The organism is Rudaeicoccus suwonensis, assembly GCF_007829035.1.
Lineage (GTDB): Bacteria > Actinomycetota > Actinomycetes > Actinomycetales > Dermatophilaceae > Rudaeicoccus > Rudaeicoccus suwonensis.
The window spans coordinates 461,006-477,794 of record NZ_VIVQ01000002.1 but is presented as its reverse complement, the minus strand read 5'-3'; the positions used below and the strand labels follow the sequence as shown (position 1 = coordinate 477,794).

At 65.5% G+C, this 16,789-nt stretch carries 18 protein-coding genes and 2 tRNA genes; 8 read left to right on the top strand and 12 right to left on the bottom strand.

The genetic code is table 11. The features are described from left to right. The first annotated feature begins 74 nt into the window (after positions 1–74). On the top strand, positions 75–458 hold the full coding sequence (locus tag BKA23_RS13430; RefSeq protein WP_145229275.1) for a helix-turn-helix domain-containing protein: 384 nt from the start codon (positions 75–77) through the stop codon (positions 456–458). A 110-nt stretch (positions 459–568) separates the two neighbouring features. Here BKA23_RS13430 and BKA23_RS13425 read toward each other — a convergent pair whose 3' ends face one another. Next, complete coding sequence (locus BKA23_RS13425) at positions 569–976, bottom strand: winged helix-turn-helix transcriptional regulator (RefSeq protein ID WP_145229273.1); 408 nt, start codon at positions 974–976, stop codon at positions 569–571. Positions 977–1,066: 90 nt separating this feature from the next. On the opposite strand from BKA23_RS13425, the gene BKA23_RS13420 reads away from it, so the two are divergent. The 6 genes from BKA23_RS13420 (at position 1,067) to BKA23_RS13400 (ending at position 5,032) form a co-directional block, all read left to right on the top strand. Further along, positions 1,067–2,530, top strand: a complete 1,464-nt coding sequence (locus BKA23_RS13420) for a DHA2 family efflux MFS transporter permease subunit (RefSeq protein ID WP_145229271.1) — start codon at positions 1,067–1,069, stop codon at positions 2,528–2,530. 66 nt (positions 2,531–2,596) lie between these two features. Further along, positions 2,597–3,280, top strand: coding sequence for a DsbA family oxidoreductase (locus BKA23_RS13415; RefSeq protein ID WP_170226524.1), 684 nt, complete (start codon positions 2,597–2,599; stop codon positions 3,278–3,280). After that, the gene (locus BKA23_RS17860; protein WP_211841721.1) at positions 3,277–3,438 is read left to right on the top strand and encodes a hypothetical protein; all 162 of its coding nucleotides are present in this window, start codon (positions 3,277–3,279) and stop codon (positions 3,436–3,438) included. Before BKA23_RS13415 ends, BKA23_RS17860 begins: the two co-directional genes overlap by 4 nt. Then, the gene (locus BKA23_RS17855) at positions 3,439–3,720 is read left to right on the top strand and encodes a fumarylacetoacetate hydrolase family protein (RefSeq protein WP_211841720.1); all 282 of its coding nucleotides are present in this window, start codon (positions 3,439–3,441) and stop codon (positions 3,718–3,720) included. A 177-nt stretch (positions 3,721–3,897) separates the two neighbouring features. Continuing rightward, the gene (locus tag BKA23_RS13405) at positions 3,898–4,344 is read left to right on the top strand and encodes a hypothetical protein (protein ID WP_145229267.1); all 447 of its coding nucleotides are present in this window, start codon (positions 3,898–3,900) and stop codon (positions 4,342–4,344) included. 52 nt (positions 4,345–4,396) lie between these two features. Further along, positions 4,397–5,032 (top strand): class I SAM-dependent methyltransferase, encoded by a 636-nt coding sequence (locus BKA23_RS13400; protein ID WP_145229265.1) that lies wholly within the window; start codon positions 4,397–4,399, stop codon positions 5,030–5,032. Positions 5,033–5,185: 153 nt separating this feature from the next. On the opposite strand, the gene BKA23_RS13395 is transcribed toward BKA23_RS13400, so the two are convergent. The 10 genes from BKA23_RS13395 to recF form a co-directional block, all read right to left on the bottom strand. After that, positions 5,186–5,431 carry a hypothetical protein gene (locus tag BKA23_RS13395; RefSeq protein ID WP_145229263.1) on the bottom strand — a complete coding sequence of 82 codons (246 nt, stop codon included), beginning with the start codon at positions 5,429–5,431 and terminating at the stop codon, positions 5,186–5,188. Positions 5,432–5,462: 31 nt separating this feature from the next. Continuing rightward, positions 5,463–5,535 (bottom strand) — tRNA-Ala (locus BKA23_RS13390). 48 nt (positions 5,536–5,583) lie between these two features. After that, a complete protein-coding gene (locus BKA23_RS17850; protein ID WP_211841719.1) occupies positions 5,584–5,709 on the bottom strand; it encodes a DLW-39 family protein in 126 nt (41 codons plus the stop codon). A 29-nt stretch (positions 5,710–5,738) separates the two neighbouring features. Beyond that, positions 5,739–5,815: transfer RNA gene (locus BKA23_RS13385), tRNA-Ile, on the bottom strand. 130 nt (positions 5,816–5,945) lie between these two features. Then, a complete protein-coding gene (locus BKA23_RS13380) occupies positions 5,946–6,548 on the bottom strand; it encodes a DUF3566 domain-containing protein (RefSeq protein WP_246104654.1) in 603 nt (200 codons plus the stop codon). Continuing rightward, positions 6,545–9,166 carry a DNA gyrase subunit A gene (gene gyrA / locus BKA23_RS13375; RefSeq protein WP_145229262.1) on the bottom strand — a complete coding sequence of 874 codons (2,622 nt, stop codon included), beginning with the start codon at positions 9,164–9,166 and terminating at the stop codon, positions 6,545–6,547. Before gyrA ends, BKA23_RS13380 begins: the two co-directional genes overlap by 4 nt. A gap of 145 nt (positions 9,167–9,311) precedes the next feature. Next, entirely contained in the window at positions 9,312–11,450 is a 2,139-nt protein-coding gene (gene gyrB / locus BKA23_RS13370) for a DNA topoisomerase (ATP-hydrolyzing) subunit B (RefSeq protein WP_145229619.1), read from the bottom strand. Between the two features lie 200 nt (positions 11,451–11,650). Next, positions 11,651–12,463 (bottom strand): hypothetical protein, encoded by an 813-nt coding sequence (locus BKA23_RS13365; protein ID WP_145229259.1) that lies wholly within the window; start codon positions 12,461–12,463, stop codon positions 11,651–11,653. Positions 12,464–12,546: 83 nt separating this feature from the next. Then, on the bottom strand, positions 12,547–13,161 hold the full coding sequence (locus BKA23_RS13360; protein ID WP_145229257.1) for a DciA family protein: 615 nt from the start codon (positions 13,159–13,161) through the stop codon (positions 12,547–12,549). Further along, positions 13,158–14,300 carry a DNA replication/repair protein RecF gene (recF, locus tag BKA23_RS13355; RefSeq protein ID WP_145229255.1) on the bottom strand — a complete coding sequence of 381 codons (1,143 nt, stop codon included), beginning with the start codon at positions 14,298–14,300 and terminating at the stop codon, positions 13,158–13,160. Before recF ends, BKA23_RS13360 begins: the two co-directional genes overlap by 4 nt. 198 nt (positions 14,301–14,498) lie before the next feature. Between recF and BKA23_RS13350 the strand changes: the two genes are divergently transcribed. After that, on the top strand, positions 14,499–15,596 hold the full coding sequence (locus BKA23_RS13350) for an alpha/beta hydrolase (RefSeq protein WP_145229253.1): 1,098 nt from the start codon (positions 14,499–14,501) through the stop codon (positions 15,594–15,596). A gap of 165 nt (positions 15,597–15,761) precedes the next feature. Here the strand turns inward: BKA23_RS13350 and gnd are convergent, their stop codons facing one another. After that, complete coding sequence (gene gnd / locus BKA23_RS13345) at positions 15,762–16,775, bottom strand: phosphogluconate dehydrogenase (NAD(+)-dependent, decarboxylating) (protein WP_145229252.1); 1,014 nt, start codon at positions 16,773–16,775, stop codon at positions 15,762–15,764. Positions 16,776–16,789: the final 14 nt, after the last annotated feature.

The following is a 16,789-nucleotide window of genomic DNA, read 5'->3' as shown; positions in this document are numbered from 1 at the left end:
CGTCTGCAAAATCCCTGGTCAGGCGGCTACTTCGTCGGGTCGGGAAGGGGGCCGAGGTGGCTCAGGAGCCGCCGGTGACGGTGTTTGAGGATGCGCGGGGTCCGAACGTGCGGGTGCTTCGGCAAGCACAGCGGCGGCTCGCCCCGGCCGCGTTTGAGGCGTTGATCGCAGAGTATGAGGCCGGTGCTCGTGTCTGCGAGCTGGCGAAGACCTACGAGCTTCATCGCACGACGGTCGCCCGGCACGTTGCTCATGCGGGCAAGACTCGGCCGGTCGTGACCGAGGCGCAGATTGACGAGGCGGTCCGTCTGTACGGGGAAGGGTGGACGGTGCACAACGTCGGTCAACACTTCGGGGTGGCCGATCAGACGATTCGGCGAGTGCTGGTGGAGCGAGCGGTGACGATCCGGCCGGGTGGCCGCAGGAGGGTCGTGACGTTGACGCAACGAACCGGCTGAATCAGCGCGCTAAACATCACCGGACGCTGGGACCGCGTGGAATTACCGTCCGCGTCCCCCTCGGTGTTGGCCCGCCTGCCGCTGTCGAGAGAGCGGCAGGCGCATCGCGATCAACCGCTTGCCTGGACAGTGCGGTCCGCCGTCTCGGCATCGTGTCGTTCGCGCGCCGCTCGGATGTCGTCGCGGTGGGAGTTGGCCCAAGTGTTCAGGGCTTCGAGCGGGACGAGCAGTGTCCTGCCGAGTTCTGTGAGTTCGTAGTCGACGCGGGGTGGGACCGTGGGGTAGATGGTGCGGTTGACCAGCCCATCGCGCTCCAGGGCGCGGACCGTGAGCGTGAGCATGCGCTGGCTGATGCCCTCGATCGTGCGGTGCAGCTCGTTGAAGCGGTGGGTGCGCTGGCCGAGAAGGACGATGACCAGAACGCTCCACTTGTCACCCACCCGGTCGAGAACCTCGCGGGTCGGGCAGTCCTCGTTGAGCACAAGTGGGGTGGGCGTCCCGATGTGCCCTACTGACATGAATGTGCCTTCTTGTGCATGACGCAAAGATAACAGACGATGTGGTGACGCACAACAAGTAACTAGCCTCTACTTACGAAAGAAAACCCGATGACCAGCCTGAAATCCGCTGAGCCCGCCGCCCCCCCGAAGCTCCGGGTGCCGGTCTGGGTGATCGTCGCCATCGCCTGCACGACTCAGTTCGTCCTGGTGATGAACACCACGATCGTGACCGTCGCTCTACCGGGCATACATCGGGCGCTCGGGCTGTCCATCACCGGCCAGCAGTGGGTCATCAACGGCTTCCTCGTGACCTACGGAGGGTTCCTGTTGCTCTCCGCCCGAGCCGGGGATCTCTTCGGGCAAAAGAACGTCTTTCAAACCGGGCTGGTGATCTTCACGCTCTCCAGCCTGACCGCCGGGCTGGCCCAGGACAGTGGATGGCTGCTCGCGGCCCGCTTCGTAATGGGGCTCGGTGCTGCCGCGATGACGCCCTCGACCATCAGCCTGATCATCACCACCCCGATGGAGAACCATCACCGGACCCGCGCGCTGGGCCTGTGGTCGGCCGCGGCCTCGATCGGCGGCGCGGCCGGCCTGGTGCTTGGAGGTGTCCTCACCTCTGCGCTGGGCTGGCGGTACGTGCTACTGCTCAACGTGCCGGTCGGCGTCGCCCTGCTGCTCGCGTCCGCCGTCAGCTTGCTTCCTTCCGTGGCGGACAGTAACTGGCGTCGTCTCGACATTCCCGGCGCGGTGACGGCGACTCTCGGGGTGGCCGCACTCGTTTACGGCCTGTCGGACGCGAGCACAAGCGGCTGGGGGTCAGCGCGCGTGATCGCAACCCTGGCCGCCGCCATCGTGCTGCTGGTGGCCTTCGTGGCGATCGAGACACGCACCGCTGCGCCGCTGGTCCCGTTCAGCATCTTTCGCCATCGTCCACTCAGCATCGCCAACGTCCTGTTCGCAACTCTCGGCGTGACGTTGACCGCCGTCGTCTACTTCCTGTCTCTCTACGAGGAGCAGATTCTCGGCTGCAGCGCCATCCACACCGGGCTGACCCTGGTACCCATGACGATCGTGACGGCGATCGGTGCGATCGCCAGCCAAAAGATGGTGCCGATCTTCGGCCCGCGAATGCTGCTCATCGTCGGCGGCGTGCTCGCCGCCATAGGCATGGCGTGGCTGTCGAGAATCTCCGTCCACTCTGACTACACGGCCCATGTGCTGGGACCGCTGCTGATCGCCGGGGCCGGGATGAGTCTGATGTTCGTGCCGATCGTCGCGGCTGCCACGATCGGGATCGACCGCCAACACGCCGGTCTCGCCTCGGGACTGGTCAACATGTCACGTCAGGTCGGCGGAGCGATCGGACTCGCGATCCTGGTCACCATCGCAGCATCCGACGCCGCCCACCACCACGGGCTCAGCGCGGCTGCCGGTGTGGTCCACGGCTACCGCACCGTCTTCGTCATCACCGCCGCGGTCAGCCTCGCCTCAGTCCTCATCGCCACGCTGCTCCCGGCCAAACCCAAGCCCGTGCCTGCCCCGCCAGCCCCCGAGCCGGCCACCAACTGACACAGCCCGCGCCGACAGGTGGCCCGGAACTGCGCCCTCATCCCCATGCCGAAAGGAAATCCTCACATGACCACCTCACCGCAAACGCACACGACCGCGAAAGCCTCAACGGACAAGCGGCTCCAGATTGATGTCTGGGGTGATCTCGCCTGCCCGTGGTGCTACATCGGCAAGAACCGGCTGGACCAGGCCATCGCAGCCTCCCCGCACGCCGAAGCCATCACCGTCAAGGTCCACTCCTTCGAACTCGACCCACACATGTCGCAGGAAGCAAAGCCAAACCTCGAGCTTCTCGCCGCCAAGTACAGCCTGTCCCCCGCTGACGCTGCGCGCATGGAGGACAAGGTCGCTGCCATCGCCCACCAGGAAGGATTGCCCTACACCGGCGATCGGGTACTGGCCAACAGCTTCGACGTGCATCGAGTCCTTCATCTCGCCGACACCCTCGGACTCGCTGACCAACTGCTCGGCGTTCTCCAACGAGCACAATTCAGCGGCCACGCCAACGTGTACGACCACGCCGTCCTCACCGACACGGCCACCCAACTCGGCATCCCCCGAAACCGCGTCGAAGCAGTCCTCTCAAGCAACGAATACGCCGACGCAGTCCGTGCCGACGAGACGCAAGCCCGCGAACTCGGCATCACCGGCGTGCCGTACGCCGTCTTCGACGGCCGCATCGCGATCCCCGGCTCCACCGACACCGGCGGATACACCAACGCAATCAACCAAGCATGGAGCGACCAATGAACATCAACATCACCGAAATCATCCCTGCCGAACTCTCCGGGTACTGCGATGTCGAGACCGGAGAATGCATCACCACCGAAACAGGCACCCCTGATGGCACCACGACAGAGAAAGACGCTCATGCCGATGATGAGCGCCAGAGCGGCACCCTCGGCTAGATGCTGTTCAGCTTCGCTGAAGTCATCTCCACCCTGTCCGCCTACCAACCGCTCCAGCCCGGCGATGTCATCGGCAGCGGCACCGTCGCGCGAGGATGCGGCCTCGAACTCAACCGCTGGATCCGTCCTGGCGACGTGGTCGAGCCGGGCGTCGAGGGTATCGGCAACTTGCGCAACACGATCGGACAGAAGCAGCCGACGCCTGGATTCGGTATTGACCTTGGCGCTGCCGAGCCGATCTCGCAGACGCACCCGACGGAGCGCAGGTCACCGCCGCCCTAGCGGCTGCATCGATCGCATCCCTCGACAGAGGCGAGAAACTGCGTCGGGTACGCCCGTCGCCGCCCTCGGGCGATGCAGCCAGACCCTCGAGAAAACCGAAGCCAGAGGTCTGGCGAAAGCCGAACGTCACGCAACAGTTGCAGTGACTGACGATCCGAACAACGCGAAGGAGATCCGATGGTCGACACGATGCTCGGCAAGACATTCCGCTGGTGGGAAGGGGGTTGGTACGACGACAACGCCGAACTGTTCGAACCGAAGCCGTGGCGCTTCGAACCCGTCCACATGGCAGTGGACCACATCAAGCTGACGCTGGTGGAGGGGCCGCACGCGGGTCGATCAGCCATTCAGCGGATCTATTACCAGCGTGTCGCACCGAACGTCGAGATCACTACCTGGTGCGAGCAGGAAAGTGGCTCGGTTCTCAACATCACCTGGTACCTCGACTCGCACACCACCCACCGAGTCGCCGTCGTACCGCACTGGCTCACTGAGGACCTCAGTCTCTATATAGGCGACAGCCAAGATCCCGAGTTCCGCCGTCGCCTGCGCGAAGCCGCCAAGAAGGGTTCGGTCTTCCCGAGCAAAGTAGTCTCAGACACCGGATACTTTGAACTCCTGTGATCAGGCGGAGTTGCATAGGAGCAGATGGGTGCCACCCCACCCATCTGCTCCTATGCAGCACGCCGTCGTCAAGTCATCCCGGGTCGACGTAGGGATCGGCACCGGCATCTCCGCCGAGGGCTTTCAGTCCGCTGGGTGTCGGGTGCTCGGGGTTGAGGTTGACGGCCGAATGGCCGAGTTCGCCCGCAGCCAGGGGTTCGAGGTCGAAATCGCGAAGTTCGAGGATTGGGACCCCGCCGGACGGAGGTTCGACATCGTGATCGCCGGACAGACCTGGCACTGGATCGACCCTGTGGCCGGCGCGACCAAAGCCGCGCAGGTTCTCCGCCCGGGCGGGCGGCTCGCGGCGTTATGGAACACCTTCCAGTTCCCACCGGACCTCGCGGAATCGCTTGCGCTGGTCTACGCCCGCATCCTGTCCGACACACCGTTCTCTCAGGGCATGTTCGCCGGCCCCGACGCCTACGCCCCAATCTTCGACAAGACCTCCGACGGGATACGCCGGGCAGGCCGCTTCAGCGAACCAGAGCGATGGCGCACGGATCGGCAGCAGACCTGCACGCGCGACCAGTGGCTCTCGTCCTCCCCACCGCTGGCGGGCTCAACCAATTGTCCCAAGACAAGCTCGATGTGCTACTTGGGGGCAAAGGTGCTGTCATCGACGCTGTTGGAGACAGCTTCACGATGACCTACGCGGCTGTCACCGTCACGGCGACGCGAGCAGATGCCACGTGATCGAACTTCAACAGAAGCCGAGCGGTCAGCCTCACTGCACCAGGCCGCCCCATCCCCTGGTCGGGGTGTCGCCCGAGGCCATGTAGTCGCCTCAGCCCGCACCCACCTACACGAGTGCTTGGCGCTGGCCGGGGACCGGCAGGTCGTCTACGCCTGCGGCTCGGCGACTATCCGCCGGATGGCCAACCAGGCGTTCCTCACCCACATCTACCTCGACGCCGACGACACGATCCGCACCGAGCCAACCCCATCCTTCGGGCTGCTGCTCGATCCCGACACCCAGCAGCAAGCCCTGAGCTGGGCCGACCACCACCAAGGCGAAAAGAAGCGTCCCACTCCAACCCTCAAGCATGATGTCGAGGGTTCGAGTAAGACGCGTGGAGTGGAGACTAGGGGGCTCGAACCCCTGACCCCCGCCTTGCAAAGGCGGTGCTCTACCAGCTGAGCTAAGTCCCCTTGGTCAGGTGACGGGACGAGGCAAGCGCCGCATCTCGTCGCGTCGCGTCAGCTCTTCGGCTGATCGACGGCTTGGGCCCACAGGTCCTTGGTGTTGCCCTGCTGGTCCAGCTTCTGCTTCACGACAACGGCGGCACCGGCGATGAGCGCCAGGGCGAGCAGCTTCTTGAACATCGAAAACTCCAACAGATCGTCGAACGGGTTGGTGGGCCTAACTGGACTTGAACCAGTGACCTCTGTCTTATCAGGACAGCGCTCTAACCGACTGAGCTATAGGCCCGTTCATCATGCAGGCCTGCAACCGATAGCCGGTCGCAGGCGCCGCACGAGGTTACCTCACCGCGTGCCCCACAATCAAAACGAGCACGTATGCCGCAGCTCTCGCTCGCCTCGCAGGTCACGCAGCCGGACTACTCGTCCGACAGGGTCATCTGAACGCCGCCGACCAACGACGCACAGATGTTGTAGAGGAAGGCACCCAGCGTCGCGAGCGCGGTCATCAGGATCACGTCGATGACGCCGATGACCACCGACAGCGACACCACCCGGCCGAAGCCGATGTAATCGAGGATGTTGAAGGTCGACCCTTCGCGATCGAGGGTGCGCAGCAGATCGTTGAGATTACTGAAGACACCCATGCCGGACAGCACCGTCCACAGCACCGCGATCATCACCACCATCGCGATGCCGACAGCGACCGACAACAGGAAGGCGATCTTCATCACCGACCACGGGTCGACGCGCGACAGCGTCAGGCGCACCCGTCGGGGAGTGGAACGCCCGCCCGGCCGCCGAACCGCGCCGGAAGCGCTCCTCGCCGCCGGTCGTGCCCCGGTCGACGCGCCGCGTCCACCGGCAGCCTTCTTGGCGGCGGGACGCGCCGCGCCCGGGCGCGCCGTCGTGGTCGTTGCAGCGCCCCCGCGACCGGCCGGAGTCGGCAGCTTGGCCGCCGGCTCGGCAGTCCTGGCTGCAGCCTTCCCACCCCGTGCGTCCGGTGTGTCGCTGCTGGTCACTGCTCGCCTCCAGGCTCGTCGTCAGGATTGTCGGCCGCAGCATCCGCGGCATCGGGTGCCGCATCGACCGTTGCATTGCCGACACCGCCACCGGAGCCGTCCGGTGACGTGCCTGACGGTACGCCATCGACCTCATCGTCCTCGACTTCCCGTTCAGCATTGCGGGCGACGGCGACGATCGAGTCGCCCTTGTCCGGAGCGGCGAACTGCACTCCCTGAGTCGACCGGCCGGTGCGACGCACCTCATCGACCCGCGAGCGCACGATCTTGCCGCGCTCCATCACCACGAGCACCTCGTCGGTCTCGTCGACGGTCAGCGCGCCGACCAGATCACCACCGCGGTCGGAGAACGAGGCCACCTTCACGCCGAGCGTCGCGCGACCCTTGACCGGGTAGTCCGAGGCAGCGGTCCGCTTGGCGAGACCGTTCTCGAAGACCACGAAGACGTCCGGGTCAGAACCGTTTTCGACGATGTTCATACTCAGCAACTCGTCGCCGTCACGGAACTTCATGCCGGTCACACCCGAGGTCGATCGGCCCATCGGTCGCAGCGCCTCGTCGGTGTCGTGGAAGCGCACCGACTGCCCCTTGCGCGAGACCAGCAGCACGTCGTCGTCCGGGCCGGCGAGACCTGCACCGACGAGTTCGTCACCCTCGCGCAGGTTCACCGCGATGAGGCCGCCGGACCGTGGCGAGTCGTATTCGCCCAGGCGCGTCTTCTTGACCAGACCACGTTTGGTCGCCAGCAGCAGGTAGGGCGCCTGTTCGTAGTCACGCAACGTCATGACCTGGGCGATGTGTTCGCCGGGCTGGAAGGCCATGAGGTTCGCGACGTGCTGACCCTTGGCGTCGCGACTGCCCTCGGGCAGCTCGTACGCCTTGGCCCGGTAGACGCGGCCGGTGTTGGTGAAGAACAACAGCCAGTCGTGCGTGGACGTGGTGAAGAAGTGCGACACCACGTCGTCGCCGCGCAGATTCGCGCCACGCACACCCTTGCCACCGCGACGCTGCGAGCGGTACTCGCTGGTCTTGGTGCGCTTGGCGTAGCCACCGCGGGTGATGGTGACGACCACGTCCTCCTGGGGGATCAGGTCTTCCATCGACATGTCGCCGTCGAAGGGCACGATCTGGGTGCGACGGTCATCGCCATACCGCGCGGCGATGTCGGCGAGTTCGTCCTTGATGATCTCGCGCTGCCGCTCGGGCTTGGCCAGGATGTCCTGGTAGTCCTCGATCTTGGCCTGCAGCTCGTCGTGCTCGTCGATGATCCGCTGGCGTTCCAGTGCGGCGAGCCGGCGAAGCTGCATGTTGAGGATGGCGCGGGCCTGGATCTCGTCGACCTCGAGCAGTTCCATCAGCCCGGTCTCGGCGGCGTCGGCCGAGGGGCTGCGGCGGATGAGGGCGATGACCTCGTCGAGCTGGTCCAGCGCCTTGAGCAGGCCACGCAGGATGTGGATACGTTCTTCGGCCTCACGCAGCAGATACTCGGTGCGGCGCCGGATGACATCCATCTGGTGGTCGCACCAGTACCGCACGAAGGCAGACACCGGCAGCGTGCGCGGCACGCCGTCGACCAGTGCCAGCATGTTGGCGCCGAAATTCTGCTGCAGCTGCGTGTGCTTGTAGAGGTTGTTCAGCACCACCTTGGCGACTGCATCGCGCTTGAGCACGATCACCAGGCGCTGGCCGGTGCGACCGGAGGTCTCGTCGCGCAGGTCGGCGATTCCGGCGATCTTCCCGTCGCGCACCAGCATGGCGATCTTCTCGGCGAGCGCATCCGGGTTGACCTGGTAGGGCAGTTCGGTGACCACCAGGCACTGGCGGCCCTGGATCTCCTCGACGTTGACGACCGCGCGCATGACGATCGAGCCGCGACCGGTGCGATAGGCGTCCTCGATGCCCTTGTGGCCCATGATCAGCGCGCCGGTCGGGAAGTCCGGACCGGGGATCAGTTCGAGCAGCTTCTCCAGCAGCTCTTCGCGTGACGCCTCCGGGTTGTTCAGCAGCCAGGTCGCACCGGCACACACTTCACGCAGGTTGTGCGGCGGAATCTGCGTCGCCATACCGACAGCGATACCGGCCGAGCCGTTGACCAGCAGGTTGGGGTAGCGCGCCGGCAGCACCGTCGGCTGCATCGTCTTTCCGTCGTAGTTCGGTTCGAAGTCGACGGTCTCCTTGTCGATGTCGCGCACCAGCTCCATCGCCAGCGGCGCCATCCGGCACTCGGTGTACCGCGGAGCGGCAGCGCCGTCGTTGCCGGGCGAGCCGAAGTTGCCCTGGCCGTCGACCAGCGGATAGCGCATCGACCACGGCTGCACCAGACGGACCAGCGCGTCGTAGATCGCCGAGTCACCGTGCGGGTGGTACTGACCCATGACGTCACCGACGACGCGGCTGCACTTGTTGTAACCGCGGTCGGGGCGGTAGCCCCCGTCATACATCGCGTAGATGATGCGGCGGTGCACCGGCTTGAGGCCGTCCCGCACATCCGGCAGCGCACGACTGACGATGACCGCCATCGCGTAGTCGATGTAGCTGCGCTGCATCTCGGTGTTGAGGTCGATCGGGTCGATGTTCGACCGGCCTTCACCGCCGGGCGGCGTTGTGTCGTCAGTCATGAACTTCCTTGTCAATCAAGGCGATAAGTGTGTATGGCGGTGCTTGTGTCGACCATCAGATGTCGAGCCGCTGTGACAGCTTCCTCACACTCCATTGCGGCCGGCCACTCGCTGCGCTCGCGGCCAACCTCCATTGCGTGTTTCGTCAGATGTCAAGGAACCGGACGTCCTTGGCGTTGCGCTGGATGAACCCTCGCCGGGACTCGACGTCCTCGCCCATCAGGATCGCGAAGATCTCGTCGGCGGCAGCGGCGTCGTCGAGCGTGACCTGCAACAGGGTGCGGTGGTCGGGGTCCATCGTGGTCTCCCACAGCTCCTGGTAGTTCATCTCACCCAGACCCTTATACCGCTGGAACGGGTTCTCCTTGGGCAGCCGGCCACCGGCGGCCGTGCCGACAGAGATCAGGCCGTCGCGCTCCTTGTCGGAGAACGCGAACTCGTGCTCGCGGTTGCTCCACTTGATGCGGTAGAGCGGCGGCTGCGCAAGGTAGACGTACCCCGCCTCGATCAGCGGGCGCATGAAGCGGAAGAGCAGCGTCAGCAGCAGGGTCCGGATGTGCATGCCGTCGACGTCGGCATCGGCCATCAGCACGATCTTGTGATAGCGCGCCTTGCTGATGTCGAAGTCCTCGGCGATACCGGTTCCGAAGCCCGAGATCAGCGCCTGCACCTCGTTGTTGGCGAGCACCTTGTCGATGCGGGCCTTCTCGACGTTGAGGATCTTGCCGCGGATCGGCAGGATCGCCTGGTTGTGCGGGTTGCGCCCCTGCACGGCCGAGCCACCGGCGGAGTCACCCTCGACGATGAAGACCTCGGAGATCGTCGGGTCGTTGGACTGGCAGTCCTTCAGCTTGCCCGGCAGACCGCCGGACTCCAGCAGGCCCTTGCGCCGGGTGGCCTCGCGCGCCTTGCGCGCCGCCATACGTGCCGCTGCCGACTGCACCGACTTGCGGACGATCGCCTGACCCTCACGCGGGTGCTGTGCCAGCCAGTGCTCGAACTCTTCGCGGACAGCGCCCTGCACGAAACCCTTGACCTCGGAGTTGCCGAGCTTGGTCTTGGTCTGGCCCTCGAACTGCGGTTCGCCGAGCTTCACCGACACCACGGCGGTCAGACCTTCGCGGATGTCGTCACCGGTGAGGTTGTCGTCCTTCTCCTTGAGCAGCTTGTTGTCCCGGGCGAACTTGTTGACCAGCGTGGTCATCGCCGCGCGGAAGCCTTCTTCGTGGGTGCCACCCTCGTGCGTGTTGATCGCGTTGGCGTAGGTGTGCACCGACTCGCTGTATGCCGTGGTCCACTGCATCGCGATTTCGACCGACAGCAGCCGGTCGGGGTCCTCGTGCTCGAACGCGATGATGTCGTCGTGGACGGGGTCGCTCTTCTTCGACGAGTTCAGGTGCTTGACGTAGTCGATCAGGCCGTCGTCGTAGCGGTAGGTGATCGTGCGTGGTTTGCCGGACGCGTCCTCGACGCCGTCCTGCGCGGCGGCGCCGGCCAGTGCCTCTTCTTCGGCGGCGTCGTCGACATTCTGCGAACGCTCGTCGGTCAACGTGATCGCCAGACCCTTGTTCAGGAAGGCGTACTGCTGAAAGCGCGCACGGATGGTCTCGAAGTCGTAGTCGACCGTGTCGAAGATGTCCGGGTCCGCCCAGTAGGCAATGGTGGTGCCGGTGTCATCGGGGTCCGTGGTGCCGACGACCTGCAACGGCGCGACCGGCTCGCCGTGGTCGAACTCCATGAAATGGACCTTGCCGCCGCTGCGGACTTCTGCGGTCATCTTGGTCGACAACGCATTGACCACCGACGATCCGACGCCGTGCAGACCACCGGAGACCTTGTAGGCGCCGCCGCCGAATTTGCCGCCCGCGTGCAGCTGCGTCAGCACGAGCTCGACCGTGGAGACGCCATACGCCTTGTTGACCTCGACGGGTATGCCGCGGGCATGATCACGGACGCGCACCCCGCCGTCGGCCAGGATCGTGACCTCGACATGGTCGCCGTAGCCGGCCATCGCCTCGTCGACGGCGTTGTCGACGATCTCCCAGACCAGGTGATGCAGGCCGCGCGCACCGGTGGAGCCGATGTACATGCCGGGCCGCTTGCGCACGGCCTCCAGACCTTCGAGCACCTGGATGTCGTCAGCACCGTAGGCGCCCTCATCGATGCTTCCGGCTGATCGCGCGCCGGTGGCAGCGCCCTCGACCACTCCGTTCTCGGATACGTCGTCCTGACCCGGGTTCTGCTCGGGATTGTCGGGCACAGTGCTCCTTAGGGCTGGGCGCATCACGGGTGATCCGGGCAGACACGCGGCTCGTCCTCGGGTGAGGGCGAGCCGCTGACGGTGTATGCCGCGAAACCTGTGACCAGTCTACCGGCTGGCGCGGTGAGGTTGTGCGCTGACACCGCCTCAATGCGCGTATGCCGCCCAATCGGGCCGCCGACCGACTCCCTGTACGTCCCCGTGCCCGTACAACGCGAGCGACGCTACTGCGACGGTGCGATGTAGACGATCGCCTTGGTGGTCGTCACACAGGTGACGTAGTCCCCCGAGGTGCAGCTGACCTGGTAGGTGTCACCGGTCTCCGGGCTGACCGCCGAGAAGGTCGCGTTACCGGACGAATCCTTCTTGGCGGCGTAGGTGGAGGCCACCACCGCTGCGAACGGGCACGATGTCTTCGGCCCCGTCGCGTATTCCGAGGTTCCTGGGCAGGCTGTCGCCGACGAAGGAAAGAGCGGGTTGGCGCTGGACGAGGGAGAGTCCGACGAACTCGACTGGTCGGTGCTCGACTCCGGCGAACTCTGCGTCTGACTCGGGCTCTGAGATTGCGACTGCGACTGCGTCGTGGACGGGGTCGACTGACTCGTCTGACTCGGCAACGGAGTCGTGGCGGCGTCGTTGTCCTTGGACGACGAGTGGTGGAGCGCGAAGAAGGCCACCAGTGCAATGACGATCAGTGAGGCGACGATGACCAGGATCGGCGCCAGCGCCTTGCTTCCGTTGCGCGGCGGCTCGTCGTAGTAGCCGCCGCCCTGGGGCCGGCCATAGTCCTCGCGGGGCTGGTTGGCATAGCCGGCGTCATACTCGGCGTCGTACTGCTGCGGTTCGTAAGGTCGCGCCGGCATCCGCTGGGTGTAGGCACCCTGCTCAGCCTGGCCGTGCTGCTCACCCGCGCCACCCCAGACGGTGGCGTCCGGGTCCTGCGGCGGCTGGCCGCCACCATTGCGATCGGTGAAGAAATGGTCGAAGTCGTCCCGGCCCCCGCGCGGGTCGCCCGAACCGGGCTGGTCGTGACTCACGTTATTGACTGCTTCCTTGACGGTTGCTTGGTGCGGGCCACTGTAGGCGGATCGACCCTCATTGAGCCAACCGTGCGGGTGCCTCAGCCGTAGGTGTCCCGCGGTCCGCGGCCGCCGGGAGCCTTGCGGACACCGCGTGACCAACTCGGTGAGTTGGGGCCGACGACGCGTATCTCCTGCACCACATCCGGTCCGACCGCTTCCTCCATCCTTGCCATCAGGGTGGAGCTGAGCAGGCGCAACTGGGTGGCCCACGCGGTCGACTCGGCGCGCACCGTGAGCACGTTGTCGTTGAAGGTGACCGGCGTCGCGTGCGCCGCGACATCCGCGCCGACGATCTCGGCCCAGCGACCCATCACCGAGCCGGCCGCGACGTCCACCTGCCAGCCCCGCTCCACCAGCAATTTGTCGAGCTGGTCACCCAACACCCCGGGGTCACGGCCGTCGTCACGACGACGACCGGTGCCGAGGTCTGCCGCCGTCCGCTTCCGCCGCCCAGGAGCACCGGGCCGAAAACCCTTGTCGCGTGCGGTGATTCGAGCCCTCCTGAGCGCATCACGCGCAGCCACCAGTTGATCTTCGGCAGCATCCTCCGGCGCGAGCGCGGGCCTATCGTCTCCACCGGCGACCTCTACAGGATCGTCAGCCGACTGGTCGTCAGCCGATGCGTCCGGCTTGCTTGGCCCACGTCGAGTCATGCCTTGGTCACCGATCCGAGCGTGACGGTGAATCGGCCGCCGTGCAGCGACTCGGGCACATCCTCGCCGACCGCAGCAGTGATGAGCACCTGCTCGCAATCGCCGACCATCAGCGCCAGGCGTCGTCGTCGGCCCGCGTCGAGCTCGGCGAAGACGTCGTCGAGCACGAGCACCGGATCAGACCCGAGGTCGTGCCGCAGTAATTGGAAGGCAGCGATGCGCAGACCGAGCGCGAAGGACCATGACTCGCCGTGGCTGGCATATCCCTTGGCCGGCAGCGCACCCAGCTGAAGGACGACGTCGTCACGATGCGGGCCGACGAGGGTGATGCCACGATCGACTTCAGGTCCGCGCTGCTGTTCCAGGCTCTTGACGAACCCGGCCTCCAGATCGGCGACGTCCGGCACCTCACCGGCGGCCACCTGCTCGGCGAGTTCGTCGTACAGCGAGCTTCGGTAGGTTGTGCGTGCGTCGGACTGGCCGGCACTGACCTCGTCATACGCGAGCCGCAGATAGGGCTGCAGATCGCGTAGCAGGCGCAATCGGGCATAGACCAAGTTGGCTCCCACCTGTGCCAGATGGGTGTCCCAGACCGGGAGGGTTGCCAAAGCTGCGCCCCGATCTGCTGCAGTACGAGCGTTTTTCAGCAGAGCGTTGCGTTGCTTGAGGATCTTGTCGTAGTCCGATCGCGCGGCAGCCCAGCGTGGTTGCCGAGCCACCAGCAGATCGTCCAGAAACCGGCGGCGCTCGCTCGGGTCACCCTTGACCAGTGCCAGATCCTCGGGAGCGAACAACACCGTGCGCAGAGATCCGAGCAGATCCCGTGGCCGGGTCAGCGGAGAGCGACCCAGTTGGGCACGGTTGGACCGGCCGGGATTGATCTCCAACTGCAGCTGTGTCTGGTGGCCGTCCCGCTCGACGACCGCCTGCACCACCGCCTGATCCGCGCCGGCGCGCACCAATGGGGCGTCCTGCGCGACTCGGTGGGAGGAAAGACTGGCCAGATAGCCCAGCGCCTCGACGACATTCGTCTTCCCTTGGCCGTTCAGGCCAACCAAAGTGCTCACTCCGGCGTCGAACTCAAGGTCCGCTGATGCGTAGGACCTGAAGTCCTGCAGGATCAGCCGGCGCACGAACACGCCAGTGAGTCTAGGTGCGATCGCGTCGTTATCGCTCGTACATCAAACGTCCAGAAAACATCCAGACTCGCGAAATACTTTCATCCTGGCGGGAATTGACAAGGGTTCTCATCAGCCGATCGGCCGATGCCTCCGTCATACGTCAGCAGATCGGCCCGGGTTCCGGACCATCATCACGACCAGGAGCACCAGCGCACCATGAGCCTCACCGGGCAGCCGTTCTACTACACGCTGATCGTGCTGACCGTGCTGGCTGTGATCGCCGCATTGCTGCTGTGGAACAGGGTTCTCGGACCGGTCGCGGTCAAGACGCTGCAACGACTGTTCATGCTCGTGGTCTGCCAGGTCGTCGCTATCGCGCTGATGGCCACCTGGGTCAACAACCACTTCGGCCTCTACGCCTCGTGGTCGGACCTGCTCGGCACCGACAATCCCAGTCACCTGGTCATGGCCGGACCGCCGCCGCAGGTGGCGACGATCAGCAAGGCCGATGCCGGCACGGTCAGCACGTTCTTCCGCGGACCGGCCTCGGGACTGGCCGCCGAGATCTACATCTGGACACCGCCGCAGTATTCCGAGGCTGCCTACAAGCACACGAACTTTCCGGTGATCATGCTGTTGCACGGCGTGCCCGGTGAGGCCCACGACTGGATCACCAAGGGCGGTATGCCGCAGACGCTCGGCCGGATGATGGCTGACGGGAAGCTCAAGCCGGCCATCATCGTGATGCCGACGATCAACCCCGGCAATGTCGACACCGACTGCTCCGACACCCCACAGAGCAAGAACGCCACGTGGCTGGCCAAGGACGTGCCCAACTTCATCGAGCGCCACTTCCGCGTCATCAAGTCGCCGAAGGCGTGGGCGCTCGCGGGCTTCTCCACGGGTGGCTTCTGCGCGATCAAGCTGCCGATGCAGTACCCCAAGATCTTCGGGATCGGCGCCGGCATGGATTCCGACCCGTTCACCGGCGACCCGAGTGTGCTACCGAACGACACCCTGCGTCTGGTGAACAGCCCGGTCTGGCTGGCACGATCGGCGCCCCCGGTGCAGCTCATGGCGGCTACCAGCGAGCAGGACCTGGACAGTCCGGTGGAGAACATCATCACCTTGCAGCGCGCGATCCGCTGGCCCACCGTCTTCGCCACACCGTTCGTGCTGTCCTCCGGCGGGCACAACTGGCGCACCTGGGGCGACGAGGAACCGGCGGTCTTCGCCTGGATCAACACGGTGCTGGAGGGTCCGCAGACCCCCAGCGCCAAGAAATCCCACCGCAGCCCGGTCACGCGCAAGTAGCGGCCGACACCCACCTGAACAGGCGCCACCTGGGAAGACAGCACCTGGAAAGACAGCAGCCGCGTCATACGTTCGGAGAAATCCGAGTTGTATGACGCGGCTGTCGTATGTCGTCGGGCCACTGCCGACAGAGGGTCGGCCGGTCAGTCAGCAGGGCTGCGCCGATCAGTGATCGGTGACGATGCCCTTCTCACCCTTCTTGGTGACCGCGTGGCCACCGAAACCATTGCGCAGCGCTGCGACGGCCTTCATGGCGGGGGAGTTCTCACCCTGACGGGAGAAGAACCGCTGGAACAGCGACGCCGAGATGACCGGCATGGGCACGCCATACTCGACGGCCTCCTGAACGGTCCAGCGACCCTCGCCGGAGTCGTTGACGAATCCGGACAGATCCGACAGGTCGGGGTCCTTCTCCAAAGCGGCCGCCATGAGCTCCTGCAGCCAGGAACGCACGACCGTGCCGCGGGTCCATGCCTTGAACGCAGCGGGGACGTCCTTGACGATCTCCTTGGCCTCGAGCAGCTCGTAGCCCTCGGCGTAGGCCTGCATCATGCCGTACTCGATGCCGTTGTGAACCATCTTGACGTAGTGACCGGCACCGACGTCGCCGGCGTGCACGAAGCCTTCGTCGCGCGGCCCCTCAGGGCGCAGCGCGTCGAAGATCGGCATCATCCGGTCGATGTTCTCCTTGGTGCCACCGGCCATCAGTCCGTATCCGTTGTCCAGGCCCCACACGCCGCCGGAGACGCCGCAGTCGACGAACTCGATGCCCTTCGCCGACAGTTCCTCGGCGTGCTTCGCGTCGTCGGTGAACTTGCTGTTGCCGCCGTCGACGACCAGGTCTCCCGGCTCGAGCAAGGTGCCGAGCTCGTCGATGACCGACTGGGTCACCTTGCCGGCCGGAACCATCACCCACACGTGACGCGGGGCGTCCAGTTTGCTGACGAGTTCTTTCAGATCTTTGACATCCGAGATGTCCTGGTTGGTGTCGTAGCCGACGACCTCGTGCCCGGCCGCTTTGATGCGGTCGCGCATGAAGCCGCCCATCTTGCCCAGGCCGATCAGTCCGAGTTGCATGCTGCGCCTTTCGTAGAAATTCGTGTCGTGGCGCGAGCAGCGCCCCCTTCCGTCAGCGACGCTACTCGCGCGATCTGGGTGTGCCCTGCCGGGCCACCGCAGGGGCCCGGCACGGG